This window comes from Xenorhabdus sp. NBAII XenSa04, assembly GCF_963866145.1.
GTDB lineage: Bacteria > Pseudomonadota > Gammaproteobacteria > Enterobacterales > Enterobacteriaceae > Xenorhabdus > Xenorhabdus indica.
The window spans coordinates 1-26,563 of record NZ_CAWMEB010000025.1; the positions used below are offsets into that span (position 1 = coordinate 1).

The window sequence follows — 26,563 nt, forward strand, 5'->3', positions numbered from 1 at the left end:
CGCTGACAATAGTTTTTTTGAAAAAAATTATCATTTGCTGAATTACACAGCAAAATCCCGACTTATACGAAGTTACACACAAGTTATTAACAGGTGGATATTTTGATAAAATTTATCGAGCATCACGCAAACGTTTGCGTTACAATCATAGTAGAAAAATTACCACATAATTTTTTAATGACACATTCTTGTTTGATGAAATCCAAGGGATCACACTAATGCAACAGCTTCGTCCAATCCATCGTGCCCTGCTGAGTGTTTCTGACAAAGCGGGTATTGTTGAATTTGCTAAAGCCTTATCCAATCGCGGTGTCGAACTGCTTTCAACAGGGGGAACAGCACATCTACTGGCCGAAGCAGGTCTGAATGTTACCGAAGTTTCCGACTATACTGGTTTTCCTGAAATGATGGATGGACGAGTGAAAACACTTCATCCTAAAGTACATGGCGGCATTCTTGGTCGACGCGGGCAAGATGATGCAGTGATGGCGCAACATCAGATTGCGCCGATTAATATGGTCGTCGTCAATCTTTACCCTTTCGCGCAAACTGTCGCGAAGCCGGATTGCTCTCTGGAAGATGCGGTGGAGAATATCGATATTGGCGGCCCGACCATGGTTCGCTCCGCAGCCAAGAACCATAAAGATGTCGCTATTGTTGTTAATAGCCAAGATTACAACAAGATTATAGAGGAAATGGATAACCATCAGAATTCTCTGACCCAATCAACTCGCTTCGATCTGGCTATTAAAGCATTTGAACACACAGCCGCTTATGACAGCATGATCGCCAATTACTTTGGCAAACTGGTTCCTGCTTATCACGGTGAAATTGATCAACCGTCAGGTAAATTCCCTCGTACACTAAATCTGAACTTCATCAAGAAGCAAGATATGCGTTATGGTGAGAATAGTCATCAGGATGCTGCTTTCTATATAGAAGAGAATATAGAAGAAGCTTCTATTGCTACAGCCACACAATTACAAGGCAAGGCGCTCTCTTACAATAATATCGCAGATACCGATGCCGCTCTGGAGTGTGTGAAAACCTTTTCCGAACCTGCTTGCGTAATTGTCAAACATGCCAATCCTTGTGGCGTTGCGATTGGAACTGATATCCATACAGCTTATGATCGAGCATTCACAACTGATCCTACCTCCGCATTTGGTGGAATTATTGCCTTTAACCGTGAACTGGATGCAGATACTGCCAGAACCATCATTGAGCGCCAGTTTGTTGAAGTCATCATTGCACCTACTATTCATGAAGCAGCCTTGCCCATTCTGGCAACCAAACAAAATATCCGTGTTCTGTCCTGTGGCGAATGGTATTTACCCGCTGTCGGGTTAGATTTCAAACGTGTCAATGGTGGTTTATTGGTACAAGAGCGTGACTTAGGCATGGTAACAAAAGCTCAATTACAGGTAGTTTCTAAACGTCAACCAACAGAACAAGAAATGCAGGATGCGCTATTCTGCTGGAAAGTCGCTAAGTTTGTTAAATCCAATGCCATTGTTTATGCCAAAGATAATATGACAATCGGTATTGGTGCAGGCCAGATGAGCCGTGTTTATTCAGCTAAGATCGCAGGAATTAAGGCAGCCGATGAAGGGCTGGAAGTTCAGGGATGTGCTATGGCTTCTGATGCTTTTTTCCCGTTCCGAGATGGTATTGATGCTGCCGCAGCCGTGGGAGTGAGTTGTGTGATCCAGCCAGGCGGCTCTATACGTGATGATGAAGTGATTGCTGCTGCTGATGAGCATGGCATTGCCATGATTTTTACCGGCATGCGTCATTTCCGCCATTAACCTATCTCAGCTTTATAATAGGAGAACCTGATGAATATACTGATTATTGGTAGTGGTGGGAGGGAACATGCACTGGCGTGGAAAGCAGCTCAATCTCCGCTGGCAAGCCAAGTTTATGTCGCACCGGGTAACGCTGGAACAGCATTGGAAACGAATCTAAAGAATGTAGATATTGCTGCAACAGATATTGATGGTTTATTGGCCTTTGCTCAAAGCCATAATATTGCTCTCACTATTGTAGGGCCAGAAGCCCCTCTGGTTATCGGTGTGGTTGATGCTTTTCAACAGGCAGGGCTGACAGTCTTTGGCCCGACTAAGGCGGCCGCCCAACTGGAAGGTTCTAAGGCTTTCTCCAAAGATTTTCTCGCACGTCACCATATACCAACAGCGGCTTACCAAAATTTCACAGAAGTTGCACCCGCTCTCGCTTATCTGGAAAAAATGGGAGCACCTATTGTCATTAAGGCCGATGGTCTGGCAGCAGGTAAAGGAGTAGTTGTCGCCATGACGATGGAAGAGGCTCAAAACGCTGTTAAAGATATGTTGGCGGGCAATGCATTTGGTGACGCAGGGCACCGTATTGTCATTGAAGAATTTCTGGACGGAGAAGAGGCCAGTTTTATTGTCATGGTAGATGGTAAAAATGTGGTTCCCATGGCAACCAGCCAGGATCACAAACGGGTCGGTGATGGAGATACAGGGCCAAATACTGGCGGAATGGGCGCATACTCTCCAGCACCAGTTATAAATAATGAGATCCACCAGCGTGTGATGGAGAAAATCATTTACCCGACAATTGAAGGTATGGCTGCAGAAGGACATACCTATGTCGGCTTTCTCTATGCAGGTTTGATGATTGATAAACAAGGTGAGCCGAAAGTTATCGAATTTAACTGCCGTTTTGGTGATCCTGAAACCCAACCAATTATGATGCGTTTGCGCTCTGATTTGGTTGAACTCTGTCTCGCTGGAGCAAAAGGCCAGTTAGATGGCAAAACATCCGACTGGGATGCCCGCTCTGCACTGGGTGTAGTGTTAGCGGCAAATGGCTATCCGGCTGATTATACCAAAGGTGATGTGATCACTGGCCTGAATCAAGAAGCACTATTCAACGAAACTCAATCTGATGAAAAAGTTTTCCACGCGGGAACAGCGCTCAAGGATACAGAGATAGTAACCGCAGGTGGCCGTGTTTTATGTGTTACGGCATTAGGTGGCAATATTGCAGAAGCACAAAAAAAGGCTTACTTGAAAGCTGAAAAGATTAACTGGGAAGGTTGTTTTTATCGGAAAGACATTGGTTATCGTGCCATTGCGCGTCTGAAATAAAATAATCGGAAATAAAGGGCTGGCGAAAATACAGACTTACAACTTATCTTTCGTCGGCTCCCAGCGACAAAAATCATCATTGGCAACCAGTAATAACTGCCTCCCTGCCGGGGCTTCCAACCATGCAATTGTGAGTGTACCATAACTATTCTTGTGCCTTTCTTCGAGCCATACCCGATCCTGAGGCTCAAACTCAATAAATACTTTTTTCCCCGCACAAGTAGTCACTTCACCATTCTGCCAATGTCCCTGAACCAGTTTAACTGCTCCTGCAATTAAAGCATTGCTGATTTCCTTTGTCCGTTTAGCATCAAACTGCAAGCTAATAATGTCATCATTGGAGAGTTGTTCACGTCGGCCATCGAACTGACTTTGCATAAAAATAACATTGTCCTCTCTATCTAACCGCAAAATCTCTTCTACCGGATAGTTGTTGAGTACATTACGACGCACTTGCCACAAATTCCCCCAGCGGTATTCATAGAAAGAGACAGTGGTATTTTTATGATGATAGGGGCTGTAAACACTCATAATAACTTGAGGTTTACTATTTTGATCATTCAAGCGCCATAAGCGGATAACGCCACCATCGGTAATGAAACCACTGGCGCTGAAAATTGGAGTTTTTGGTTGGACTGAACAGGCGCTGAGCAATGAGATAACCCCCAATGCTAGCAGCCCCTGTAGCGTCAACAAAAGGGGCGTTGAATTCCCCTCTCTCTTCTTTTTTCGCAATACGATTACTTAACTGCGTCTTTTAGTGCTTTACCAGCAGAGAAAGCAGGTACGTTTGCTGCTGCAATTTTGATTTCTTTACCAGTCTGTGGGTTACGACCAGTGCGCTCTGCACGATGATTAACTTTGAAAGTACCAAAGCCAACCAGTTGCACTGCATCACCGTTTTTCAGAGATTCAGTGATTGCATTCAAAGTTGATTCCAGGGCAGCTTTAGCCTGAGTTTTGGTCAGATCAGCACCTGCTGCGATTGCATCAACTAATTCAGTCTTATTCATAGATTATCCTTACAGTGTGTTTATCGTTTGCAAAGCATCGAGTGCGACGGATATGCCGATTTGACAGCACCCCTGCATACACGCACCGATAGCCACTTCTTTTCGCCCTCAATGTAGAACAGAGTGAGGGCAAATGTGAAGTCTTTAAATCCGGCAATTCAAGCACTAAGTCACGTTTTATGACTTATCACTCCAAGTTTATGCCGATATTGCTGACCCCGCACTCACGGAGATCAGCCTTTAATCCTTTAATTAATTCTATGTCCCGTTCTTCGCAGTTCGCCAATAAACGGTAAATCTCCCATTGAATATCCCATTCTTCTTCAATGGCAGGCAATGCCTTTAATTCATCCTCTGTCATTTCTTTACCAACTTGGGTCATTTCCAGCATGGCGACAGTTCGGATGGATATTTCACTGACGGCTATTGCATGCTCTAACGTTGAACCACTCAAACGCGAATGAATGACTTCACCTAATGCAATACACGCATCAATTGCTGGATACACACCATAAATATCATAGCTATCTGCTGATGGGATAATGGCTTCCAGTTTTTCCAGTTGGTTATCAAAATTTACTTTTACATCTTTGACAACTAATGTCTCCCAAACCAGATCGAGAATGCGACGATATTGCGCAGGATCTACAAACTCAGTCTGGCAACAAAACGCTCGATAGTTTGGATGCATCCGCTCACATAGACTAGCCATAAAAGTCAAATGTTGCCAACTTTCAAGTTTCTCCAACCTCAGGTGGATCGGGTTTCTTAACATTAGCTGTTACTCATGATGCTTAATTTGCGTCGAAGTTTACCTGAAAATCAAGAATATCCACATATTTCCGCCTCAATTATAGATTTTTCTGCATTGTTTGCTTAAAAAACGGTCTATTTGAGGCAATTCCATCAGCCCAACGGGTCGGTTCAGGCAATTTATATCCTTTCATACAATGTTCAATCCAATAGATAGCACTCTCAATACTGATCTTATGACCGATGGAAATATAGAGTGGATTACATCTTTTTTTACTCCGCCATACGAGACCAATCTGTTCACCATGATCGATCAATGGCTGACTACTACCCAATGCCTCGCCCACAGGCTCATGCTCACCACATAAGCGACTTTTAGCTATCCCGATTGTCGGAACATCCACCAGCAAGCCAAAATGGCTGGCAACCCCCAAGCGTCTCGGATGGGCAATACCCTGACCATCAACCATCACCAGATTGGGTCGTAGATTTAGCTTATTCCATGCTGCGAGCAATGCCGGATATTCACGAAATGAGAGTAAACCGGGAATATAGGGGAGTACAGTATCCACCCTCGCGATTTGGTATTCTACCAGTTTAAGGGTGGGATAATGCAAGATAGCAATGGCAGCACGGGTTATCGTACCGTTTTCTTCAAATCCAACATCCGCGCCCGCAATGAACTCCGGTACAAAAGACGCAGAAAAAGCATCATGGCGGATAACCTGTCGTGCTTTTTCTATCTGTTCCTGACGTAATGCCTTCGTATCAATCATAGGCTATTGATGATATTTTACTGAAAGTCTGTGCACTGCTTCGACAAAAGCCCCTGCATGTTCTGGCGGAATATCCTGATGGATACCATGCCCCAGATTGAAAACGTGCCCGCTGCCTGCACCAAAGTCCTGTAGGATCGTCGAAACTTCTTGTTCAATTCGCGCTGGCGCGGCATACAGCATGGATGGGTCCATGTTACCTTGTAAAGCAACTTTATCCCCGACACGGCGGCGGGCGTCAGCAATATTCGTTGTCCAATCCAGCCCAAGGGCATCACAACCTGTTGCAGCTATCGCCTCAAGCCACTGCCCGCCGCCTTTTGTAAACAGAGTCACAGGTACACGGCGGCCTTCATGTTCACGGATTAATCCATCGACAATTTTATGCATATATTGCAACGAAAATTCCTGATAATCACGCTGAGATAACACACCGCCCCAAGTATCGAAAATCATGACAGATTGAGCACCAGCTTTAATTTGCGCGTTTAGATATAGAATAACGCTGTTTGCCAATTTATCCAGCAGTAGATGCAATGTCGCGGGCTCAGCATACATCATGGCTTTGATCTTAGTAAATGCCTTACTGCTTCCCCCTTCGACCATATAAGTCGCCAATGTCCACGGACTGCCAGAAAAACCGATCAGAGGAACTTGCCCTGCTAGTGCTTTGCGGATCGCTCTAACAGCATCCATCACATAACCCAACTCCATCTCTGGATCGGGGACAGATAACTTTGCCACATTAGCACGATTAAGGATCGGAAATTGAAAACGCGGCCCTTCACCTGCTTCAAAATAAAGCCCCAATCCCATTGCATCAGGGATCGTCAAAATATCAGAAAACAGAATCGCCGCATCCAATGGAAAACGTCGCAGGGGCTGGAGCGTAACTTCGCAAGCCAATTCAGTATTTTTACATAACGAGATGAAATCCCCCGCCTCCTGACGCGTGGCTTTATATTCAGGTAAATAGCGTCCTGCCTGACGCATCATCCATACGGGTGTAATATCAACAGGCTGACGTAATAAGGCGCGCAGATAGCGGTCGTTTTTCAACTCATTCATGACAAGCTCCCTTGATTATCGACAAAAAGCGCGCGCATGATAACACGTCAGAAGCTGAACTTCCGTCTTGACTACAATAAATAAACGTTCAAGCACCAATTCCCCAAAACAAACGTCACCAGATAAAAAAAATTTATGTGCAGAGTCACAAAACCCGGAACAAGAACTATGCACACCGACCCATCGCTCTCATTATGTTACATTCATGTAACACCGATGTTGCATGGAGGCAATACCGTTTCTCGTGTTGCCATAACCCTTCATTGTTTGCGCTCTTCAGTTAATCATTGGACGAATTGGTTTACGTTAGTTAATTGTTTAGTTAGTTAATTAACTGTGTCAAAGCGCCTATGAAGTCATTTCATTGATAAATAACCTATTTACATGGAGGAGTTTAGACTAATGCGTTTATCCACTTTAGTACTAGCTATTGGCTTGGCACTAGGCAGTCAGGCGCAGGCCGAAGAAAATAAACTGGGATCTGACCACACAAACGTATCAAGTGACCAAGTAAAGGAGGTGAGTGTGACCGATGAAGCGAATCAACAACAATACAAGAAGAACAAAAATCCTTTCTTCTCTCCAAGTGTACTACCGTTCCAGGCTCCTCCGTTCAATAAGATAAAAGAAACAGACTATGCCCCCGCAATTGCGGCCGGTATTAAACAGAAACTGAAGGAGGTAGAGAAGATCGCCAATAACCCCGCTGCACCTAGTTTTAAAAATACATTTGTCGCGCTGGAGAAATCGGGGGCAATGTTAACACGGGTGATGAACGTATTTGGGGCAATGACGTCGGCTAATACCACTGGCAGGCTACAAAAACTGAATGAAGAAACTTCACCAAAACTGGCAGCAATGAATGATGAAATTATGCTGAACAGTAAATTGTTCAACCGTATCAAAACCATTTACCAGCAGCGCGAAACGTTGAATCTGGATCCAGAATCGCGCCGATTGGTGGAAGTGACTTATCAAAACTTCGAGTTAGCGGGAGCCAACTTATCTGATGCAGATAAAACAAAGTTAAAGGCGTTGAACCAGGAAGCAGCAACACTCAGTACCCAGTTTACTAACAAACTGCTGGCGGCAACCCAAAATGGTGCGCTGGCGATTCAAGATAAAGCCAGCCTGGACGGGCTGTCCGAGGGTGAAATTGCCGCAGCTGCGCAGGCTGCCAGTGAGCGTAACCTAGATAAACAATGGTTGTTGGTATTGCAAAACACGACCCAACAGCCGAGTCTGCAAAGCCTGAAAGATCGTGGGACGCGTAAAGCGTTATTTGAGGCCTCGTGGACGCGAGCTGAAAAAGGTGACGATAATGATACGCGTCAAACCCTGGCCCGGTTAGCGAAGATCCGTGCTGAACAAGCTAAGCTGCTAGGCTTCCCGGATTATGCATCGTGGAAACTGCAAAATCAGATGGCCAAAACGCCTAAAGCCGCATTGAAATTTTTGCGTGATATTGTACCAGCGGCCACTGCACGCGCTGAGCGCGAAGCCAAAGACATTCAGGCGGTGATTGATCAGCAAAAAGGAGGCTTCAAGCTGGAGGCCTGGGACTGGCCGTTTTATGCCGAACAGGTACGCAAAGCAAAATATGATTTGGATGAATCACAGATTAAGCCATATTTCGAGTTGAATAACGTTCTGAATAATGGCGTATTCTATGCCGCCAATCTGCTGTATGGCCTTACTTTTAAAGAGCGCAAAGACATCCCAGTTTATCAACCCGACGTCCGCGTGTATGAAGTTTTCGATAAAGACAAGAAGCCATTGGCGTTGTTTTATGCCGATTACTTTAAGCGCGACAACAAAAGCGGTGGGGCCTGGATGAGTAATTTTGTCGATCAGTCAAAGCTCATCGGAACCAAGCCGGTGATTTACAACGTCGCCAACTTTACTAAACCAGCACCGGGCCAACCAGCGCTATTGTCGTATGATGACGTGATCACAATATTCCATGAGTTTGGGCATGCCTTGCACGGAATGTTTGCCGATCAGGAATATCCGAGCCTGTCCGGCACCAACACCGCCCGTGATTTTGTGGAATTTCCATCACAATTTAATGAGTATTGGGCGCGTGATCCAAAAGTGTTTGCCCACTATGCCAAGCATTACCAAACCGGTGAAGCAATGCCACAGACGTTGGTGGATAAAATCAATAAAGCTGACAAATTCAACAAAGGTTATAGCATGACCGAACTTCTGTCAGCCGCGTTGCTGGATATGCACTGGCATATGCTGACCGCGGCTCAACCACAGCAGGACGTGGATAAGTTTGAAGCCGAGTCCCTGCAACAAGACAACATCTATCTCAGCTACGTACCGCCGCGCTATCGTTCCAGCTACTTCAGCCACATTTGGGGTGGCGGTTATTCTGCCGGTTATTATGCTTATCTGTGGACAGAAATGCTGGCAGATGATGCTTTTGCCTGGTTTACCGAACACGGCGGTCTGACGGCAGAGAATGGCCAACGTTTCCGCGATAAAGTGTTGTCACGTGGTAATAGTGAAGACTTGGAAAAACTGTATATCGACTGGCGCGGTAAGCCACCGAGTATTAAGCATATGCTGAAAAACCGAGGCCTAGAGGAACAAAAACAATAAAGTGTATTAAAGATTGAGAGTCACCTATTTTGATATGAGTATAGTCCCCTTATACAAAACACAAGGTAACTCTCATGGTTTATACAGCCGCGGGAGAAATAGCTGTTACCAGGCTACTCCCGCGCAGATTATGGACATGTTTTGAAAAGGATTAGCGCATTGATCAATCAACATCATTACTGACGACATAATGCAACCGTTTCCTCAATCAAACGGCGGGCAATCGTGTCAGACGTAGGGATCAGAGGGAGCTCATCATAACGATACCAATCTGCGCTGATAAGTTCGACAGGGTCATGTTCAATTTCACCGCTATCATAATCCGCCAGAAATCCCATCATCAATGAATTTGGGAAAGGCCACGGCTGAGAAGCAACATAACGCAAGTTACGGATTTTTATCCCACTCTCTTCCATCACTTCACGATGCACAGCTTCTTCCAGTGTTTCTCCCACTTCAACAAACCCGGCAAGCACCGTATGAATACCGTTACGATGACGCTGATGCTGTGCCAGCAGAATGTGATCACCACGACGAATGCCGACAATAATGCAAGGCGCAATTTGCGGATAATAATGTTCATCACAGTGCCGGCACAAACAGGCCCATTCATGCTGACTCTGTTGCATTTCTTGGCCACAATAACCACAGTAATGATGTGAACGATAGAACTCAGCCAATTGGATTCCACGTCCTGCCAATTGAAATAACCTGGGATCTTGCTCTGCAACCCGACGAGGAGAAGACATATCTGCTTCCATCTTATGACGTATCAACCAAACAGTTTCTCCCAACCATTCACCGATAGCGTAAGCTACATAGCCTTGCAATGACCACTGACTGGCTGTCCCTAATGGCAATTCTCCTTGTGGTAGCCATAGCCTGTTTTCCAGACTGACAATCCACCAGCCTCGTTCTATACCTGTCAATTTTTTTTGCATCATCAATTCCATCATGTGTTGCATCGTATTTTGTGTTATAGCCAAATTAAGTTATAACCACATTAAAATGTTAATTAAATGTTATAAAAAATCAATATAAGTACAGCATACTCCTCTTCATCGTATTTTGTCTGCAATCTGTTATATTAATTACGTTTCTGAATGTTCTTTAATGCAGATAAAGTGTTTAATTTTCTTTCAATCAATAATAAGAAGGTATCAATAGGTATCCTAAATTAAGGAATAATAACTATGTCACAACAGGTTGCCATATTTGATCTGGATGATACCCTGATTTGTGGAGATTCCAGCCAGTTCTGGACTCATTATTTATGGGAAAAAGGCATCATTACTGACCCGCACTTTATAGAAGCTGACCAGAAAATGATATCGGATTACTGTGCAGGAAAACTGAATATGCAAGAATATCTGGCGACCAACTTGCAGGCACTCAGCCAAATTCCTCATGAGCAAATAGATATCTGGCTGACCGATTTTGTGGAAACCAAAATCAAACCTGTCTTCTATCCTGCCGCCAAAAAACAATTAGATATCTACCGCCATCAAAACATTCCTGTCATCATCATTTCTGCCACTGTTTCTTTTGTCGTTAAGAAAATCGCGACGGCATTTGGAGTACAAACAGCAATGGGGATTGATATGGTAATGAAAGATGGTTGTTATACCGGAGATATTCAGGGTATCCCTACTTTCCGGGAAGGAAAAGTTGCCCGTTTACAACAGTGGCTGGCAGAGCAGAATTTATCGCCACAACATATCTATTTTTATACAGACTCTGCGAATGACTTACCGATGTGCCGATTTGCCAGCGAAGTCTTTACCGTTAATCCAGATAGACAATTGCGGGCGGCAGCAAAAGCTCATGGTTGGAAACAATTGAATTGGGCTTTAGCGTCACGCACTTAATTTACAGATCTAACTACGTGAAAAATTAGTTTTTTACAAATGTACTATACACTGGGTGCGAGAATCATTTTTAATAAAAAAATATGAAGAATAAAAAGGCGATCCCCACACCGCATGATGCAACGTTCAAAAGGTTTATGGCTAAGATTGAAAATGCCCGTGATTTTTTTGACATTCATCTGCCGGAAAAAATCAAGAAACTGTGTGATTTTGATACGTTAAGATTGACTAACTCTTCATTCATTGATCGTCAGTTACGATCAAAAATGTCCGATGTTCTCTATTCGGTAAAAACTCAACAAGGTGACGGTTATATTTATGTACTTGTTGAACACCAGTCTACACCGGATAAAATGATGGCCTGGCGCATGATGCACTATGCATTTATGGCAATGAATCAGCATTTGCAACAGGGCAATAAAGAATTGCCGCTGGTTGTGCCCGTTTTGTTTTATCATGGCGATGCCAGCCCTTATCCTTTCCAGCAGGTCTGGACGCAATGTTTTTCATTGCCAAAACTGGCGGAGGAGATGTATTTCAACTCATTTCCGCTAGTCGATGTGACTGTTATTGATGATGACGAATTGGTTAATCATCGTAAAATCGCCGTGATGGAACTGGCGATGAAACATAAGAATTTGCGCGAGGGGTTTAAAGCTGTGACTACGTTATTAGCTCACGCCCTCAAACAGAACTACAATAGTGACAGTGATGTTGTTACTATCCTTAATTACCTGTTTGTTACGATGGATTCTCCCCATTTTGAACAGGTGATCCAGCAACTGACTGAACAGGCAGATAGTCATCAGGAGGTAATTGTGAATATTGCACAACGATTACAGGATAAAGGCAGATTGGAAGGTAAATTGGAAGGCAGATTGGAAGGCAGATTGGAAGGTAAAAAAGAGGCATCAATTGATATTGCCCGTACTCTCTTAAAGAATGGCGTCAGTATTGAACTGGTCATGGCAAGCACTGGCCTGAGCCGTGAAGAACTTCTTTCCCTGCAATAATACTCTCTTCTTGTTGTTCCCTTACCCGCTTTTCGGGGCGGGTAAGCGTTATTAATTTATTAAGTTAACCAAAATTAAATTTACTCAACCATTTTCTTTGAGAAAAGGGCAGTTGGCACAAGGTCTTTTAACGGAAAAAAGGGGGTTCAGACTCATCGTAGTACCTAATCCCACGAATCTAATCCCGGATGGCCAGCTTCACACAAAGGATTCTGACTTTAAGGTTATCGCTTTCTGGTTGCAGTTTTCAGAATCCCCTTTATACTCTGGGTGTTTTCTTGTCGGAGTGCCTAGCGTTCACCTGTATCACGGTGAACACAGGCTGAGACCGTTTATTCGGGATCCGCAGAACCTGATCGGGCTAATACCCGCGAAGGGAACAAGAGTAATCACTCCGCTGATATGTTCTTCTTTATTGTTGTACAAATAAGTTGTTGTACAAACAAATCTGTTTGGATGACGTAATTCAGCAATCAACCATTACTCCCTGCGAGCTCCAGACAAGCAATTTTCTCAACTTAAGCCCTCTCTGAGCGTCATGTTTATTTGCGCAATGAGACAGGCGATAACACAGTCAGGAATTTGCTATGTCTAATGCGATTAATAACAACAGCGTTACCTCTACCGCTGACATTATCCCTGCAACCAATATCTCACCTAAAGCTCATCCAGCACGGCCACGTAAAGCCCAACGAGATGCAGCACAGGAATTTATCAGTTCGATTCAAGGTGTGACATTTCCCAATTCAAACCGTATTTATCTGGCAGGATCACGCGAAGATATTCAGGTTCCCATGCGGGAAATTCAGTTATCTCCCACACTGATTGGCGGAACGAAAGAGGATCCTCAATTTGAGGAGAATGAACCCGTACCTGTTTATGACACCTCCGGCCCTTATGGTGATCCAGAAGCCATACTGGACGTAAAAACGGGTTTGCAGAAAATCCGCCAACCATGGATTGAAGAGCGCAATGATACTGAACCTGTTGCAAGACTCAGTTCTGACTTTACTCAACAGCGTCTTGCAGATGCCGGACTGGATCACCTGCGCTTCAAACATCGTTCTCAGCCATTGAAAGCCAAACAGGGCAAGCGCGTGACTCAATTGCACTATGCACGCCAAGGCATTATCACACCAGAAATGGAATTTATTGCACTGCGTGAAAATATGGGACGTGAGCGTATCCGTGGTGACATTCTGCTTCAACAACATGCAGGACAAAGTTTCGGCGCAAACTTGCCGGATAACATCACCCCTGAATTTGTCCGTCAAGAAGTCGCATCTGGCCGTGCGATTATTCCTGCTAATATTAATCATCCAGAATCTGAACCGATGATTATCGGGCGTAACTTTCTGGTGAAAGTTAATGCCAATATCGGTAATTCCTCCGTCACTTCCTCTATTGAAGAAGAAGTCGAAAAATTGATTTGGTCTACCCGTTGGGGGGCTGACACGGTGATGGATCTCTCCACCGGACGCTATATCCACGAAACCCGTGAATGGATACTACGTAACAGCCCAGTACCCATCGGCACAGTGCCTATTTATCAGGCACTGGAAAAAGTCAATGGCATTGCGGAAAGCCTGACATGGGAAATGTTCCGCGATACGTTACTGGAGCAAGCCGAACAAGGCGTGGATTATTTCACCATCCACGCGGGGGTATTGCTGCGTTACGTTCCTATGACCGCCAAGCGCCTGACAGGCATTGTTTCCCGTGGTGGTTCAATTATGGCGAAATGGTGCCTTTCCCATCATCAGGAAAACTTTCTCTATACCCACTTTCGTGAAATTTGTGAAATTTGTGCGACCTACGACATTTCCCTCTCTTTGGGGGACGGATTACGCCCCGGCTCTATTCAGGATGCTAATGATGAAGCTCAATTTGCCGAACTGCATACCCTCGGTGAACTGACCACAATCGCCTGGGAATATGATGTTCAGGTGATGATAGAAGGGCCGGGGCATATTCCGATGCAGTTAATTCGCCGCAATATGACAGAAGAACTGGAGTATTGTCACGAAGCGCCATTCTATACCTTGGGGCCACTGACAACGGATATCGCACCGGGTTATGACCATTTCACCTCTGGTATTGGTGCTGCAATGATCGGTTGGTTCGGCTGTGCCATGCTGTGTTATGTCACGCCTAAAGAGCATCTCGGCCTGCCAAACAAAGAAGATGTGAAACAGGGGCTGATCACCTACAAAATCGCCGCTCATGCAGCAGATCTTGCTAAAGGTCATCCCGGTGCACAAATCCGCGATAACGCCATGTCAAAAGCTCGTTTTGAATTCCGTTGGGAAGATCAATTTAATCTGGCGCTTGATCCTGAAACTGCCCGCGCTTACCACGATGAAACTTTACCACAAGAATCCGGTAAGGTTGCTCACTTCTGCTCAATGTGTGGGCCAAAATTCTGTTCAATGAAGATCACGCAAGATGTGCGAGATTATGCTGCAAAACTAGAGCAAGAAGCTGGCATGGAACAGATGTCCGAAGAATTCCGTGCTCATGGCAGTGAACTGTATCACCGTGCCGAGGATATCAACGATGTCAAATCAGCTTAAAACAATATCCTTTGCTCCGACTGAACACCGGTTGGGGCTATATCCCGTTGTGGATTCCCTGATGTGGATTGAACGATTACTGGAAGCGGGTATCAGAACTCTGCAATTGCGCATCAAAGATATGTCCGAAGAGCAAGTGGAGAACGATATCCGGCAAGCCATTACACTGGGGAATCAATACAACGCTCGTCTGTTCATCAACGATTACTGGCGTCTGGCAATCAAACACCGTGCCTATGGCGTACATCTGGGGCAAGAAGATTTGGATATCGCCGATCTTCAGTCCATTCAACAGGCCGGACTTCGTCTGGGTATTTCCACCCATAATGAACAGGAATTAGCACGGGCAAAAGCTCTGCGTCCATCTTATATCGCACTGGGCCATATTTTCCCGACCACGACCAAAGAGATGCCATCAGCGCCACAGGGGCTTATCGCACTGAAACATCAGGTGGAGACCACGCCAGAATTTCCTACCGTTGCCATCGGCGGTATCTCACTGGAACGTGTACCGGATGTGATCGCAACAGGTGTCGGGGGTGTGGCGCTGGTCAGTGCCATCACTAAAGCCAAAGACTGGCGACAGGCAACATCCAGATTGCTTCATTTGGTTGAAGGAATAATGGTTGAAGGGATCGTTGAGAGAAATGATCGGAGGCTCTTATGTTGAGCGATCAAGAATTTATGCGGTACAGCCGCCAATTGTTACTGGAAGACATCGGTCCTGATGGACAAGAAAAATTAAAAGCAAGCAAGGTATTGATTGTTGGAATGGGGGGATTAGGCTCCCCCGCAGCACTTTATCTCGCCGCAGCAGGAATAGGGCACTTCTATCTTTCAGATGATGACAAACTACATGTCTCTAACCTGCAACGCCAAATCCTCTATCGCACGGCAGATATTTCCGCCGGAAAAGCGGCTCTGGCGGCAGAACAATTGGCCGATTTAAATCCCCTTGTCAATTTCACCGTTATTAGCGAGCGACAAGATAAAACGTCACTGACAAATCTTGCCCGGCAAGTCGATCTGATATTGGACTGTTGTGACAATATGGCAACCCGGCACGCAATTAATGCTGTCTGTGTTGAAACTAATACCCCCCTTATCAGTGGCAGTGCTGTGGGGTTCAGCGGGCAACTTATGGTGTTTGAGCCCCCTTACCCACATGGCTGTTATGCCTGTCTCTATCCCGATCAAGAAGAACCGCAACGTAATTGTCGAACTGCTGGTGTTCTGGGGCCAGTCGTCGGTGTTATCGGTACACTGCAAGCGCTGGAAGCAATCAAAATGCTGTCCGGTCTTCCTTCTCATCTGAGTGGAAAACTGCGGCTGTTTGATGGCAGGCAACAAAGCTGGAGCACATTACAGCTAACTGCATCACCGCAATGCCCAATCTGCGGAACATTATCTTTTATAGATAAAACAGTTTCAGGAAAAAAAATCGCATGAATATTATCGTCAATGATCAAACAGTCACACTGCCCGCTCCTGTGAATAAGCCTATGACGGTACAACAGTTACTGAAACATATACAGCGTACCCAACCGGGCACTGCGTTAGCTATTAATCAGACTATTATCCCGCGCTCAGCATGGGATACTCACCTGATTAATGACGGGGACAATATCCTGCTGTTTCAGGCCATTGCTGGTGGCTAATGCCGGAGGTTAATCATGTTAAAAATCGCTGATACTCCCTTTCACTCCCGCCTGTTTACAGGAACAGGTAAATTCGCCAATGCCGGATTAATGATGGAAACTATCCGTGCTTCCGGTAGCCAGTTAGTCACAATGGCCATGAAACGTATCGATCTGCATGGCAACGATGATGGTATTCTCGCACCATTACAAGCGTCAGGCGTCAAACTCCTGCCTAATACCTCCGGGGCAAAAACCGCAGAAGAAGCCGTGTTTGCCGCCCGTCTTGCACGGGAAGCACTGGACACCAACTGGATCAAACTGGAAATTCACCCTGACGTAAAATACCTGTTGCCTGATCCGGTAGAAACACTGAAAGGTGCAGAGCAGTTAGTCAAAGAAGGCTTTATTGTCCTGCCTTATTGCGGCGCAGATCCGGTTCTGTGCCGTCGCCTGGAAGAAGCAGGCTGTGCTGCTGTAATGCCATTAGGCGCTCCTATTGGTTCAAACAAGGGCTTGCTCACCCGTGATTTTCTGCAAATCATCATCGAACAATCCCATGTTCCTGTCGTCGTGGACGCGGGTATTGGCGCACCAAGCCATGCACTGGCAGCCATTGAAATGGGAGCCGATGCCGTCTTGGTCAATACTGCCATCGCCGTTGCTCATAATCCGGTCAAAATGGCGCAAGCATTTAAAGCAGCCATTGAGGCAGGTGAACTTGCTCATCAGGCCGGTATGGCAAGCCAGAAATCCCATGCAGAAGCCTCCAGCCCACTGACCGATTTTCTGGGGGTGTTATGACAGTTAACACATTACCCAGTAACACAGCGACCCGTAATCGATTGGCAGAAGCTACCTTTCGTCAACGCTGGCAACAGTTGGATTGGGATGACATCACGCTACATATCAACAGTAAAACCAGACAAGATGTCGAACATGCCCTAAACAGCGAACATCTGACATTGGATGATTTTATGGCACTGCTCTCCCCCGCAGCGCAGTTTTACCTTGAACCGTTGGCGCAACGGGCACAGCAATTAACCCGTCAACGATTTGGTCATACCGTGGGATTTTACATCCCACTTTACCTTTCCAACCTGTGCGCCAACGACTGCACTTATTGTGGTTTTTCTATGAGTAACCACATCAAACGTAAGACGCTCAATGAACAGGAAATTGAAGCTGAATGTCAGGCCATCAAAAAACTAGGGTTTAAGCATATCCTGCTGGTAACCGGGGAACATCAGAAAAAGGTCGGCATGGATTATTTTCGCCGTTATCTTCCCTTAATACACCGTTACTTCAGCTCTGTCACAATGGAAGTGCAACCATTGGCACAAGAGGAATATGCAGAACTAAAAACACTAGGATTGGATGGCGTACTGGTCTATCAGGAAACCTATCATGAACCAAGTTATCAATTGCATCATCTCAAAGGGAAAAAACAGGATTTCCATTGGCGACTGGAAACCCCTGAACGACTCGGACGAGCAGGTATCGACAAAATCGGTTTGGGCGCGTTAATCGGTTTATCCTATAACTGGCGCACAGATTGTTATATGGTGGCAGAACATCTGCTCTTCCTGCAAAAAGAATTCTGGAAAAGCCGATATTCCATCTCTTTTCCACGCCTGCGTCCCTGTGCTGGAGGCATTGAACCCGCTTCTCTGATGAATGAGGCCGAACTGGTACAATTGATCTGTGCATTCCGCCTGCTGGCACCAGATGTAGAGCTTTCCCTCTCCACACGTGAATCCCCGTATTTCCGCGATCACGTCGTGCCATTGGCAATAAATAGTGTCAGTGCCGGCTCCAAAACCCAACCAGGTGGTTATGTCGATAATGACCATCACGAGCTGGAGCAGTTTTCTCCAAACGATCATCGTTCTGTTGAACAGGTTGCAGGTGCTTTGGTGAAAGCTGGATTGCAACCAGTCTGGAAGGATTGGGATAGTTATTTGGGCAGGCATGGATAAAAAAATAAAATGATACCCCTCATCCACATTGGATGAGGGGTATCATCTAACTATTTATTTAAAAACGGGATTTCATCGGATCGGTTTGCAATCATACAAGCCATCACTTCAATAAAGTCTGTGCATAAAACACACAACCCGATAGAATAGTTTCTAACTCAAATCATGCAGAGCTTTGTTCAATGATGACGTCAATTTGAAATCAGAGAATTTCACCTGTAATCCTTCACGTTCCGGTGAACAACACATAGCCCCAACAAATACCTGCTGTTCAGTGTGATTACTGATATTAAAAGGAGCTAACCGCAACAATGGCCATCGCTTACCATCAGTGGAATATTGCAAGCGGATAGCACCCTCCTGATAGGTCAGACGCAGCCAGTATCTATCAGGGTCACCCGGAAAAACCCCCATTGCCCAATCAGAGCAAGGAGCTGTCAGTACACTGCCAATTGTTGACTGCCCATCAGAATGCTCAATACCCGCTTTCAACCAGTGGTGCTCATCCACCAGCAACATAATACCGGCCTGATCGTATAACTGCTCAAAACGCCCTTCAATGCAGAGCTGAAAAGTGAACCCTTCTTCGATAAAAGCAGCCTCTACATAACCACCAAAAACATGTCCACTATGGCGTTGGAAGCCGTACCAAGTATCCCGCCAAAAATCTGTTTGATTATCAGTCACCACATGCAATTCATCATCTTGATGCTTCCACGAAACGGGTTCATTAAGCCAATGGCAGTGCAACAAATTCATCAATATTTCCTCTGTTATTTTCGGTCGGGTGCAATTAACCAATATCCCGCCAATAATGAAAGAGATAACAAAGCGATACAACCAAACGCGCTGTGCAATGTTATCTGATGGGCTAAACCACCAATAATCGCAGGCCCAAGCAAAATACCTGAATATCCCATTGTAGAGACAGCAGAAACAGCCAGAGAGTCAGGCATCACTTTTTGCCGTCCCGATGCGGTAAAAAACATCGGAGCCAGATTGGACAAACCAGCGCCGATCATCAGGAATGCCACCGCCAATGCAATGACACCGGATGCCAGATAAATCAGGATAAACCCTGATGTCGCCAAAATGGCGCTTGCCAAAAAAACCTGCCGATACCCGCAGGCGGCAATCATCCTGTCTCCGAAAAATCGACCGCATGTCATGGTAATGGCAAACAGGGTATAACCCAATCCCGCCTGATGACTATCTATGCTATGAACACTGCTTAATAAAATCCCACTCCAATCCAGCATGGAACCTTCCATCAGATAAACAACAAAGCAGAGAAAACCTATCAGGATCACAATACCACGCGGCAAAGCAAAAAACGGGGTATCTCCGGCTTCTGCATCATCCAGCAATCCATTCCATACCGGAAACAGCAACAGGATAATCAATAATGTCACAGCGACCATTACTAAAAATGGGGATATTCCCATAAACAGCAACAAACTCACCGAACCAGCCCCGGATATTCCCCCTAAACTGAACAAAGCATGAAAACCTGACATCACAGGACTCTGTACTCTTTTTTCAATATTAACTGCGTGGATATTGGCCGAGACATCCATCGCCCCAATCCCTGCCCCAAATAAAAATAGTGCACAAGCCAGAACTGCGGGAGTAGGTAGGATACTTAATCCCGGCAACATCAAAATGGCCAGTAATGTGAAGAAAGCAAAAACTTTCCGGCAACCAAATCGGGCGGCCAACATTCCTGCAACTGGCATCATAATGAAAGAGCCAATGCCAAATGCCAACATCAGCAACCCCATTGCACCATCATCCAAGAATAGTCGCTCTTTAACTAATGGGATCAGAGGAGCCCAACTCGCCATACTGAAGCCTGCAATAAAAAAAGAGATTTTTGTCGCCATAATAGGCTGTTTAACCAAAGTAATCGTATATTCCCCAGACACCCGCTTCCTCCATCAATTTCCGCTTATGCAACGTTGTCTTACAAATACACAAGCCTGATAAAAATTACCCTTATTCAAACAATGCCCTTCTCAATTTTTTACAAAGGGCATTAGCTTGGGATATAAAACCCAAATCATACTGGCTGAAAAATCTTTTTGAATTATATTGAGATTAGCCCTGCAAATTGGGGAATATCTGCCAGTCTCTTAATAACACGCGTTGCCTGCTTATACTGTTCCATTACTGACAAGGCATGAGGCCAGGCATATATTTGTGGAATTCCCGCTTGTTTTGCTGCCATAATTCCCAAATCAGTATCTTCAATGACTAAAGTCTGCCGAACCTCCATTCTTTTCAATTTAAGCATAGCCAGATAGGGATCGGGAAAAGGCTTGGTTTGTTCAACATCATCACCAGAAATCAACGCTGGTTCTTCCGCAAGGCCCAACAACCCAAGATTGGCCAAACACACTTCGCGTGGAGCGGTCGAAACAAAGCCAAAAGCAACTCCATTTTGCTGTAAGGCTGTTAGCAAGCCGGAAATGCCTGGTCGCAGGTAATGTGTAGATAATTTATCTTGATAAACCGAGATAATCTTGTTGGTAATGCTTTGCTGTACTTGTGATGGAACACCAATCACATTCAGTGTTTCTGCCAGACTCAGGCCGATCAGTTGTTGTGGCTGAATATCGCGTGTCTGTTCAGGTGCCAGTTCACACAGCACATCAAAATGTAGCTGTTCACTATCAACAATGACCCCGTCGATATCAAAAATGACATTGAATTTATCCATCATCACTATTCCAATACTTATCGATTACTTCAAATCAGCCACACGGATTAACACCTTACAGTTTGGCGTGCCAAGCGGTATTTGAGCCTTGCCTGCAACATCACAACCAACAGTCAGAAATGCCTGCTGATAATCATCAAAAGCAAAAACATGACTAATCAAGCGATCTGCCGGGATCACACCATCACGGATCATGGTGTAAGCCCGTTCAAAACTGTTGTTCAGGGAATCAATAGAACCAATCACAGAAAGGCTTTTATCCGCAATTTTTAAGATATCGAGATTGGCATGTTTGTCTTTTAAAGCAACATTCAACAATTTACCTCCCGGTGCCAAATGACCGAAAATATACTCTGTCAGTTGCCCGGTAGTATCTACACACAGGTCTATTAATGCGGATTTATCACCGTATTCCTGTGTCAGCGCTTCATCAAAATCAGTATATAATCGGCATTCCGCAGGTAAATTCTGGCGGGCAAACTGTATACGATTCGGGTTTTTCTCAATCATGAACGCCTTAACGCCTCGCTCATGCAACGCCCAAAGGTACAACATCCCCATCGGCCCTGCGCCTGCGACTACTGCACGAATATTAGTGTGGGTAATCCCCAATTTATCCACGCCAGTCAATGTACAACTTAATGGTTCTGTCAATGAAGCCGCTTCCATACTGACATGAGGTTCCAATTTAATCAGTGAACCCTCTTTTGCCAGATACTGCTCCGCAAATGCGCCATCATAGGAAACACCCGCTTCTGTACCCATTTTCTTCTCGCAATGATTTGGGTTGCCTGTCTGACACATTCTGCAACACCCGCAAGAGTATGTCGGGTTAATGACTACACGATCACCAAGTTGAAAGCGCGTCACTCCACTACCCACCTGTGCCACAACGCCTGCCGTTTCATGACCCAATGTCGTTCCCGGTACTGCAACAGGGTAAGAACCAGTGATAATGCCTACATCAGTTCCGCATATCCCGCATACAGCGATATTCACCACCACATCATCCGGTTCAATACAGTGCAACGGCTCAACGTCCTGGACTTGAATATCCCATACTTGATTAAATTTAAGCGCTTTCATTATGCAACCTCCCTGTGTCCCTGGGCAGAAACCGTCAGCTCAGCAAAAGTCAGATCCAATTTATGGAGTATTTCGTTCAAGTGCACTTGTGTACAAATCAAAGGAGGACGTACCTTGAGTGCCCGCCCCTTACCATACCGGGAACCACGCAGGATAAGTTTATGGTAGTTGGCAACCGCAATCGCCCTGGCTGCAAACTCTGGACTTGGCGTATCAAAACCAAACATATACCCAATGCCCCTGACTCCGGTAATTTCAGGATATTTATGTTGTAAATCCAGCAATCCGTTACGCAGGAAGGTTTCGTTCTGACGTACATTTTCTAAGATATGTTCATCTTCAATAATATCGATGATTTCGTTAAGCGCGACCAAAGACAACGGATTAGCGCCGGAAGTGCTTGAATGCTCGAATGATTCCAATACATCCAATGAACTACGCATAAGCACACCGCCAGTTGGGATGCCAATGCCGCCTGCGCCTTTGGCAAAGGCGATAATATCTGGTTCTAGTTCTTTGGCATAACCAGTAGAAGCAAAGAAAGTACCAGTACGCCCAAACCCTGTCTGAACTTCATCTGCAATAATAATAATGCCATGCTGGTGGCAAATCTCCCGGATCTTGCGATAGAACTCCACGGGGAAAACAATATTCCCGCCATTCCCCTGAATCGGTTCAATAATCAGACATGCAATATTGTCGCTTGAGCCCAACTGAATGAACTGTTCCAAATCGATATACTGTGTTGCTTCATCTGGGGGTTCAGCCATGACACTACTCGGAGCTGGAATTTTTATGGAACCTTCGATATTGATATGAAAATTTTTAAGCCGGAACGCATTGCCAGAAACCTGCGCCGTAGCAAGAGACTGACCATGATGGGCCAGAAAGAAAGAAACGATACCAGAACGGCCTGTCGCTTTTTGAGCAATACGAATGGCACACTCCACAGCACCAGAGCCAGAAACATCCCGTAACCAAATACTGTCTATACCTTTTGGGGTATGTTTAACCAACTTATTCAAAATATACTGTGACATTTCTCGTGTATAGGCAGAACTCAAATGTGTGCATCTATCAATCTGCTGCTTTAATTTTTCAGCGATCCTGTGATTGGTGTAACCAAGCGGTAAATTAAACGTTCCCGATGCCGCATCAATATATTTTTCACCATCAATGACCAAATACGGGCCATGACCGACATAACGAGAAAGCATTTCTTCGAAATGATTCTCTTTAAGGTGATCTTCTTTAAGGTGATAGTTATTTTCCATAATCACTCTCCATCATTAGTTATATTTAACAAAAACACGCCAACTATGGAGAATAAGATTAGACCTCTTTCAAATGTAATGTCGATCACAAGAAGCCCATAAAAAAGATTAAATAGTTTTAAAAATTATTTTATATTTTTAAGTTATATTTTTATTTATTCATATTTATTTATGTTCTTAACAGTAATATCACATTGGGAAAAAATGATCAGATTCCTAATCCCATCATTTGCATTAAATACTGTGCTTGCTGAATAGCTTCCTGACGATGGGTAATACCCATTTTTTGATACAGATTGCGAATATGAGTTTTAATTGTCGTCGCCGCCACTTCCAGTTCAACAGCAATCTGCTCATTACTGTAACCAGAATAAATTAACCCCAATACTTGCCATTCACGTTGAGTTAATGGGCTATTACGAATAAGTTCAGGGACATCAGGATGAGTAAGGAGCTGCTCAACAAACGTTTCATCAAAGTGAGCAAATTTATGCCGATTCTGGCGATTAATTTCCCGCAGGATACGCTGCGCCCGATGTTGCTCAAATTCAGGCAAGATATTGAGTTGAATGAGCTGGCGCAATTGCTGAGCCATTAACTCACCTTCAAGCACAAAATGACTGATAAACCCCGTGCGATTAGCCAAATGCAAGGCTTCCATTAGCACTTGTTGTGCTTCAACCTTACGCTCAAGCTGCCAGTAAAGTAAATTGCATAACAATAAATTGCGATTCAGATCGCTTACCAGTTCCAGCTTCAAAGCATATTCATTCAGCGTTTCCAAAATGGCTTCTGCTTCTTCATACTGACCAAGCAAGATCTGAGCACGGGCAATATTACGCCACTGGTTCTGGTTGAAATGGTTACTGAAGCTGTCAGGTTTTTCTGCCTGAACCAGCCATTGTGCCACTGAAACATTATCCTCCAGATGTTGCCAGATAATGACCCGCAATTTATCAGTATTGGTTCGCCAGTCACGGTGATAATGCCCATTATTGAGCAGATTCTCACACCGGGATAAATGACGGCGGGCATTATCAATATCGCCACGAATCAAAGAGCATTTCGCCAGTTGAGTCAGACACTGTAATTGCTGCTGAGGCTGAAAGTTAGACAACACATCTAAACCACGACGTGCCGATTCCTCCGATTCATCAATACGCGCCCAACACCACAAAAGCTGTGAACGAATACGCAGCAGAAACTCGTGCATGGGTAACTGTTCCAAATGCTGTTCACGGATCAAGTCAAAAGCATTATTTTGAGTCTCATAGGCGGCCTGCAAATATCCCTGAGCCAGTAAAATTTCACTTTGTTGCAATAATGCCCATAAAGCATAGTGGTAAACATGGCAGTGGCGGGCAAGCAGTTCTGTCTGCTTCATCAACGTTAATGCACGAGACAACTCCCCTTTACAGTGCAATACCTCCCCTTTCACTGACATCGCGACAATACGGCCATATTCATTATCAGGCAGCAGACTTGCCAACGCTTTTTCAGCCAGTAAATCGGCATCATCCGGTCTGCCGTCATTAATCGCGACCTGAGCACGCAATGCGTCAAACTCTCCCAGTAATTCAGCCTCAATCTTTATCTCTTTTTGCTCCAAAGATCGCTCTGCCTGATTCAATAACGCATTGACTTCATAATGCCGATACTGACTCTGCGCCAGCCATGCCTGTAACAGCACCAAACGCGGATTTTCCAATAGCTGCTCATGTGGCAAAGCATTCATGCACTCTTCCAGTAGCGATAACTGGCTGTGGTTAAACAACTCCCATGCATGTTGTAGCAAAATATCACATAACAACTTCGTATCTGCTGTCGCCAAAGCATGATGAACCGCTTCTCCCGGATACCCCTGCATCAACCAGCCTTCTGCCGCCGCACGATGCAACTCCGGTAAATCCGCTGCCATTTCCCACTGACAACGTTGGCGAAGGAATGAAGCAAACAAGGGATGAAAACAAAACCACTCTCCAGAATCATCCATGCGCTGGATAAACAACCCTTGACGTTCAATATCTTCAAGGCGTTGCTGACCATTTTCCATTCTTGTCAGACAGACAATCAAACCATCATTCATCGAACGCAGGATAGAACTACGCAGCAAAAACTCCCGTGTTTCCTGATCAACGCGGTTCAAAACTTCGTCCACAAGATAATCTGACAAATGGCAGGCATTAATTCCTGAGAGACGTTTTGCCGACATTTCTGCTGTATTACCTGCCTGACGAGCAGAAAGAGCAATTAACTGCAACGCCGTCGCCCACCCTCCCACGTCGTGACATAACTGTCTGCAATGATCAGCTTCTAATGGTCTGGTCAGCCGTTTATCAAAAAATTGCTGAGCTTCCTGATCATTAAAAGCTAACTGCTGACTGTCGAATTCCAACAATTGCTCGCGCACACGTAAGTTGGCAACGCCCAATGACGGTAAATGACGGGAAAGGATAATCAACGTCAGGTTTTCCGGCTGATGGCGTAGAAAAAAACGCATGGCTTCATGGATAAGCTTATTCACGATCAGATGATAATCATCGATCACCAGAAACAGTGGCTGTTTCCATTCATTCAGTTCAATAAACAATTGTGCAAACAGAGCAGATAAATTGGCATATTGATGTTTTTGCGCTAATACTTCACTTTTAACACAATGCCCCTGTGTCGCCTGTTGGATAGCAGCAATCAGATAGCTGGCAAAACGTTCCGGCTGATTATCACTATCATCCAGAGAATACCACCCCAGATTATCCTGTCCGGCAGCCCATTGTGACATTAACGTGGTTTTACCATACCCTGCCGGACTGGTTATCAGCACCAATCGATAATTCTGTGCTTCATTAAGCTGTTTTAACAGGCGCTCACGCATAACCATATTATTGAGGCGAAAGGGGCGACTAAGTTTCGACGGGATAAGCATGATTTCCTCCCCTCACAAATAACGAGTAAAACTGATTCCTGAAACTTTGTTCGATGTTATTAAGCAATCAAAATCAGTAACATTTGCTAATGAACAACCAAATTTAGAGAAACGCCCGCCTTTTGCAATTAGGT

General features: G+C 45.0%; 23 protein-coding genes and 1 riboswitch. Of the genes, 11 read left to right on the forward strand and 12 right to left on the reverse strand.

Features of this window, described 5'->3' with window-relative positions; all coding sequences use genetic code 11:
• Positions 1-218: 218 nt before the first annotated feature.
• Together purH and purD are read left to right on the forward strand one after the other, a co-directional pair.
• Complete coding sequence (purH, locus tag AAC147_RS01365) at positions 219-1,808, forward strand: bifunctional phosphoribosylaminoimidazolecarboxamide formyltransferase/IMP cyclohydrolase (protein WP_047684878.1); 1,590 nt, start codon at positions 219-221, stop codon at positions 1,806-1,808.
• A 30-nt stretch (positions 1,809-1,838) separates the two neighbouring features.
• Positions 1,839-3,137 carry a phosphoribosylamine--glycine ligase gene (gene purD, locus AAC147_RS01370; RefSeq protein WP_047684881.1) on the forward strand — a complete coding sequence of 433 codons (1,299 nt, stop codon included), beginning with the start codon at positions 1,839-1,841 and terminating at the stop codon, positions 3,135-3,137.
• A 36-nt stretch (positions 3,138-3,173) separates the two neighbouring features.
• Here purD and AAC147_RS01375 read toward each other — a convergent pair whose 3' ends face one another.
• The 5 genes from AAC147_RS01375 to hemE all read right to left on the reverse strand — a co-directional run bounded on the left by AAC147_RS01375 (position 3,174) and on the right by hemE (position 6,747).
• A complete protein-coding gene (locus AAC147_RS01375) occupies positions 3,174-3,872 on the reverse strand; it encodes a DUF1481 domain-containing protein (protein WP_081989128.1) in 699 nt (232 codons plus the stop codon).
• A gap of 5 nt (positions 3,873-3,877) precedes the next feature.
• On the reverse strand, positions 3,878-4,150 hold the full coding sequence (hupA, locus tag AAC147_RS01380; RefSeq protein WP_010848914.1) for a nucleoid-associated protein HU-alpha: 273 nt from the start codon (positions 4,148-4,150) through the stop codon (positions 3,878-3,880).
• A 187-nt stretch (positions 4,151-4,337) separates the two neighbouring features.
• A complete protein-coding gene (locus AAC147_RS01385; protein WP_047684884.1) occupies positions 4,338-4,925 on the reverse strand; it encodes a YjaG family protein in 588 nt (195 codons plus the stop codon).
• A 76-nt stretch (positions 4,926-5,001) separates the two neighbouring features.
• Complete coding sequence (nfi, locus tag AAC147_RS01390; RefSeq protein WP_047684887.1) at positions 5,002-5,679, reverse strand: deoxyribonuclease V; 678 nt, start codon at positions 5,677-5,679, stop codon at positions 5,002-5,004.
• Between the two features lie 3 nt (positions 5,680-5,682).
• A complete protein-coding gene (gene hemE / locus AAC147_RS01395; protein ID WP_047684890.1) occupies positions 5,683-6,747 on the reverse strand; it encodes a uroporphyrinogen decarboxylase in 1,065 nt (354 codons plus the stop codon).
• 402 nt (positions 6,748-7,149) lie between these two features.
• On the opposite strand from hemE, the gene dcp reads away from it, so the two are divergent.
• Positions 7,150-9,357: a peptidyl-dipeptidase Dcp gene (dcp, locus tag AAC147_RS01405; protein ID WP_047684893.1), complete on the forward strand. Its 2,208-nt coding sequence runs from the start codon at positions 7,150-7,152 to the stop codon at positions 9,355-9,357.
• 176 nt (positions 9,358-9,533) lie between these two features.
• Here the strand turns inward: dcp and nudC are convergent, their stop codons facing one another.
• The gene (nudC, locus tag AAC147_RS01410) at positions 9,534-10,298 is read right to left on the reverse strand and encodes an NAD(+) diphosphatase (RefSeq protein ID WP_047684895.1); all 765 of its coding nucleotides are present in this window, start codon (positions 10,296-10,298) and stop codon (positions 9,534-9,536) included.
• A 252-nt stretch (positions 10,299-10,550) separates the two neighbouring features.
• Between nudC and AAC147_RS01415 the strand changes: the two genes are divergently transcribed.
• The 8 genes from AAC147_RS01415 (at position 10,551) to thiH (ending at position 18,427) form a co-directional block, all read left to right on the forward strand.
• On the forward strand, positions 10,551-11,225 hold the full coding sequence (locus tag AAC147_RS01415) for an HAD family hydrolase (protein ID WP_047684898.1): 675 nt from the start codon (positions 10,551-10,553) through the stop codon (positions 11,223-11,225).
• A gap of 83 nt (positions 11,226-11,308) precedes the next feature.
• Positions 11,309-12,238 carry an Rpn family recombination-promoting nuclease/putative transposase gene (locus AAC147_RS01420; RefSeq protein WP_047684901.1) on the forward strand — a complete coding sequence of 310 codons (930 nt, stop codon included), beginning with the start codon at positions 11,309-11,311 and terminating at the stop codon, positions 12,236-12,238.
• Between the two features lie 272 nt (positions 12,239-12,510).
• Positions 12,511-12,634: riboswitch (TPP riboswitch) on the forward strand.
• Between the two features lie 191 nt (positions 12,635-12,825).
• A complete protein-coding gene (gene thiC / locus AAC147_RS01425) occupies positions 12,826-14,811 on the forward strand; it encodes a phosphomethylpyrimidine synthase ThiC (protein WP_052189733.1) in 1,986 nt (661 codons plus the stop codon).
• Complete coding sequence (thiE, locus tag AAC147_RS01430; RefSeq protein ID WP_052189735.1) at positions 14,795-15,481, forward strand: thiamine phosphate synthase; 687 nt, start codon at positions 14,795-14,797, stop codon at positions 15,479-15,481. The genes thiC and thiE overlap by 17 nt, the downstream gene beginning before the upstream one ends.
• Complete coding sequence (locus AAC147_RS01435; RefSeq protein WP_047684904.1) at positions 15,475-16,260, forward strand: HesA/MoeB/ThiF family protein; 786 nt, start codon at positions 15,475-15,477, stop codon at positions 16,258-16,260. The genes thiE and AAC147_RS01435 overlap by 7 nt, the downstream gene beginning before the upstream one ends.
• On the forward strand, positions 16,257-16,469 hold the full coding sequence (thiS, locus tag AAC147_RS01440; protein ID WP_047684907.1) for a sulfur carrier protein ThiS: 213 nt from the start codon (positions 16,257-16,259) through the stop codon (positions 16,467-16,469). Before AAC147_RS01435 ends, thiS begins: the two co-directional genes overlap by 4 nt.
• A gap of 15 nt (positions 16,470-16,484) precedes the next feature.
• Positions 16,485-17,252 (forward strand): thiazole synthase, encoded by a 768-nt coding sequence (locus AAC147_RS01445; protein WP_047684910.1) that lies wholly within the window; start codon positions 16,485-16,487, stop codon positions 17,250-17,252.
• Entirely contained in the window at positions 17,249-18,427 is a 1,179-nt protein-coding gene (gene thiH / locus AAC147_RS01450; protein WP_052189738.1) for a 2-iminoacetate synthase ThiH, read from the forward strand. The genes AAC147_RS01445 and thiH overlap by 4 nt, the downstream gene beginning before the upstream one ends.
• 153 nt (positions 18,428-18,580) lie before the next feature.
• On the opposite strand, the gene AAC147_RS01455 is transcribed toward thiH, so the two are convergent.
• The 6 genes from AAC147_RS01455 to malT all read right to left on the reverse strand — a co-directional run bounded on the left by AAC147_RS01455 (position 18,581) and on the right by malT (position 26,429).
• A complete protein-coding gene (locus tag AAC147_RS01455) occupies positions 18,581-19,186 on the reverse strand; it encodes a DUF1349 domain-containing protein (protein ID WP_047684913.1) in 606 nt (201 codons plus the stop codon).
• 14 nt (positions 19,187-19,200) lie between these two features.
• A complete protein-coding gene (locus tag AAC147_RS01460) occupies positions 19,201-20,310 on the reverse strand; it encodes an MFS transporter (protein WP_187649452.1) in 1,110 nt (369 codons plus the stop codon).
• Between the two features lie 203 nt (positions 20,311-20,513).
• Complete coding sequence (locus tag AAC147_RS01465) at positions 20,514-21,146, reverse strand: HAD family hydrolase (RefSeq protein WP_047684976.1); 633 nt, start codon at positions 21,144-21,146, stop codon at positions 20,514-20,516.
• Between the two features lie 24 nt (positions 21,147-21,170).
• A complete protein-coding gene (locus AAC147_RS01470) occupies positions 21,171-22,232 on the reverse strand; it encodes a zinc-dependent alcohol dehydrogenase (protein WP_047684917.1) in 1,062 nt (353 codons plus the stop codon).
• Positions 22,232-23,506, reverse strand: coding sequence for a class-III pyridoxal-phosphate-dependent aminotransferase (locus AAC147_RS01475; RefSeq protein WP_052189741.1), 1,275 nt, complete (start codon positions 23,504-23,506; stop codon positions 22,232-22,234). Before AAC147_RS01475 ends, AAC147_RS01470 begins: the two co-directional genes overlap by 1 nt.
• A gap of 208 nt (positions 23,507-23,714) precedes the next feature.
• Positions 23,715-26,429, reverse strand: coding sequence for an HTH-type transcriptional regulator MalT (gene malT, locus AAC147_RS01480; protein WP_047684920.1), 2,715 nt, complete (start codon positions 26,427-26,429; stop codon positions 23,715-23,717).
• Positions 26,430-26,563 lie beyond the last annotated feature (134 nt).

Coding starts and splice junctions, on each gene's coding strand:
- thiC (WP_052189733.1), top strand. CDS start 12,826: ATGTCTAATGCGATTAATAACAACAGCGTTACCTCTACCGCTGACATT.
- thiH (WP_052189738.1), top strand. CDS start 17,249: ATGACAGTTAACACATTACCCAGTAACACAGCGACCCGTAATCGATTG.
- AAC147_RS01470 (WP_047684917.1), bottom strand. CDS start 22,232: ATGAAAGCGCTTAAATTTAATCAAGTATGGGATATTCAAGTCCAGGAC.
- AAC147_RS01465 (WP_047684976.1), bottom strand. CDS start 21,146: ATGGATAAATTCAATGTCATTTTTGATATCGACGGGGTCATTGTTGAT.
- dcp (WP_047684893.1), top strand. CDS start 7,150: ATGCGTTTATCCACTTTAGTACTAGCTATTGGCTTGGCACTAGGCAGT.
- nudC (WP_047684895.1), bottom strand. CDS start 10,298: ATGCAAAAAAAATTGACAGGTATAGAACGAGGCTGGTGGATTGTCAGT.
- hupA (WP_010848914.1), bottom strand. CDS start 4,150: ATGAATAAGACTGAATTAGTTGATGCAATCGCAGCAGGTGCTGATCTG.
- purD (WP_047684881.1), top strand. CDS start 1,839: ATGAATATACTGATTATTGGTAGTGGTGGGAGGGAACATGCACTGGCG.
- AAC147_RS01415 (WP_047684898.1), top strand. CDS start 10,551: ATGTCACAACAGGTTGCCATATTTGATCTGGATGATACCCTGATTTGT.
- thiS (WP_047684907.1), top strand. CDS start 16,257: ATGAATATTATCGTCAATGATCAAACAGTCACACTGCCCGCTCCTGTG.
- AAC147_RS01475 (WP_052189741.1), bottom strand. CDS start 23,506: ATGGAAAATAACTATCACCTTAAAGAAGATCACCTTAAAGAGAATCAT.
- malT (WP_047684920.1), bottom strand. CDS start 26,429: ATGCTTATCCCGTCGAAACTTAGTCGCCCCTTTCGCCTCAATAATATG.
- AAC147_RS01435 (WP_047684904.1), top strand. CDS start 15,475: ATGTTGAGCGATCAAGAATTTATGCGGTACAGCCGCCAATTGTTACTG.
- AAC147_RS01455 (WP_047684913.1), bottom strand. CDS start 19,186: ATGAATTTGTTGCACTGCCATTGGCTTAATGAACCCGTTTCGTGGAAG.
- purH (WP_047684878.1), top strand. CDS start 219: ATGCAACAGCTTCGTCCAATCCATCGTGCCCTGCTGAGTGTTTCTGAC.
- thiE (WP_052189735.1), top strand. CDS start 14,795: ATGTCAAATCAGCTTAAAACAATATCCTTTGCTCCGACTGAACACCGG.
- AAC147_RS01385 (WP_047684884.1), bottom strand. CDS start 4,925: ATGTTAAGAAACCCGATCCACCTGAGGTTGGAGAAACTTGAAAGTTGG.
- AAC147_RS01420 (WP_047684901.1), top strand. CDS start 11,309: ATGAAGAATAAAAAGGCGATCCCCACACCGCATGATGCAACGTTCAAA.
- AAC147_RS01460 (WP_187649452.1), bottom strand. CDS start 20,310: ATGGCGACAAAAATCTCTTTTTTTATTGCAGGCTTCAGTATGGCGAGT.
- AAC147_RS01445 (WP_047684910.1), top strand. CDS start 16,485: ATGTTAAAAATCGCTGATACTCCCTTTCACTCCCGCCTGTTTACAGGA.
- nfi (WP_047684887.1), bottom strand. CDS start 5,679: ATGATTGATACGAAGGCATTACGTCAGGAACAGATAGAAAAAGCACGA.
- hemE (WP_047684890.1), bottom strand. CDS start 6,747: ATGAATGAGTTGAAAAACGACCGCTATCTGCGCGCCTTATTACGTCAG.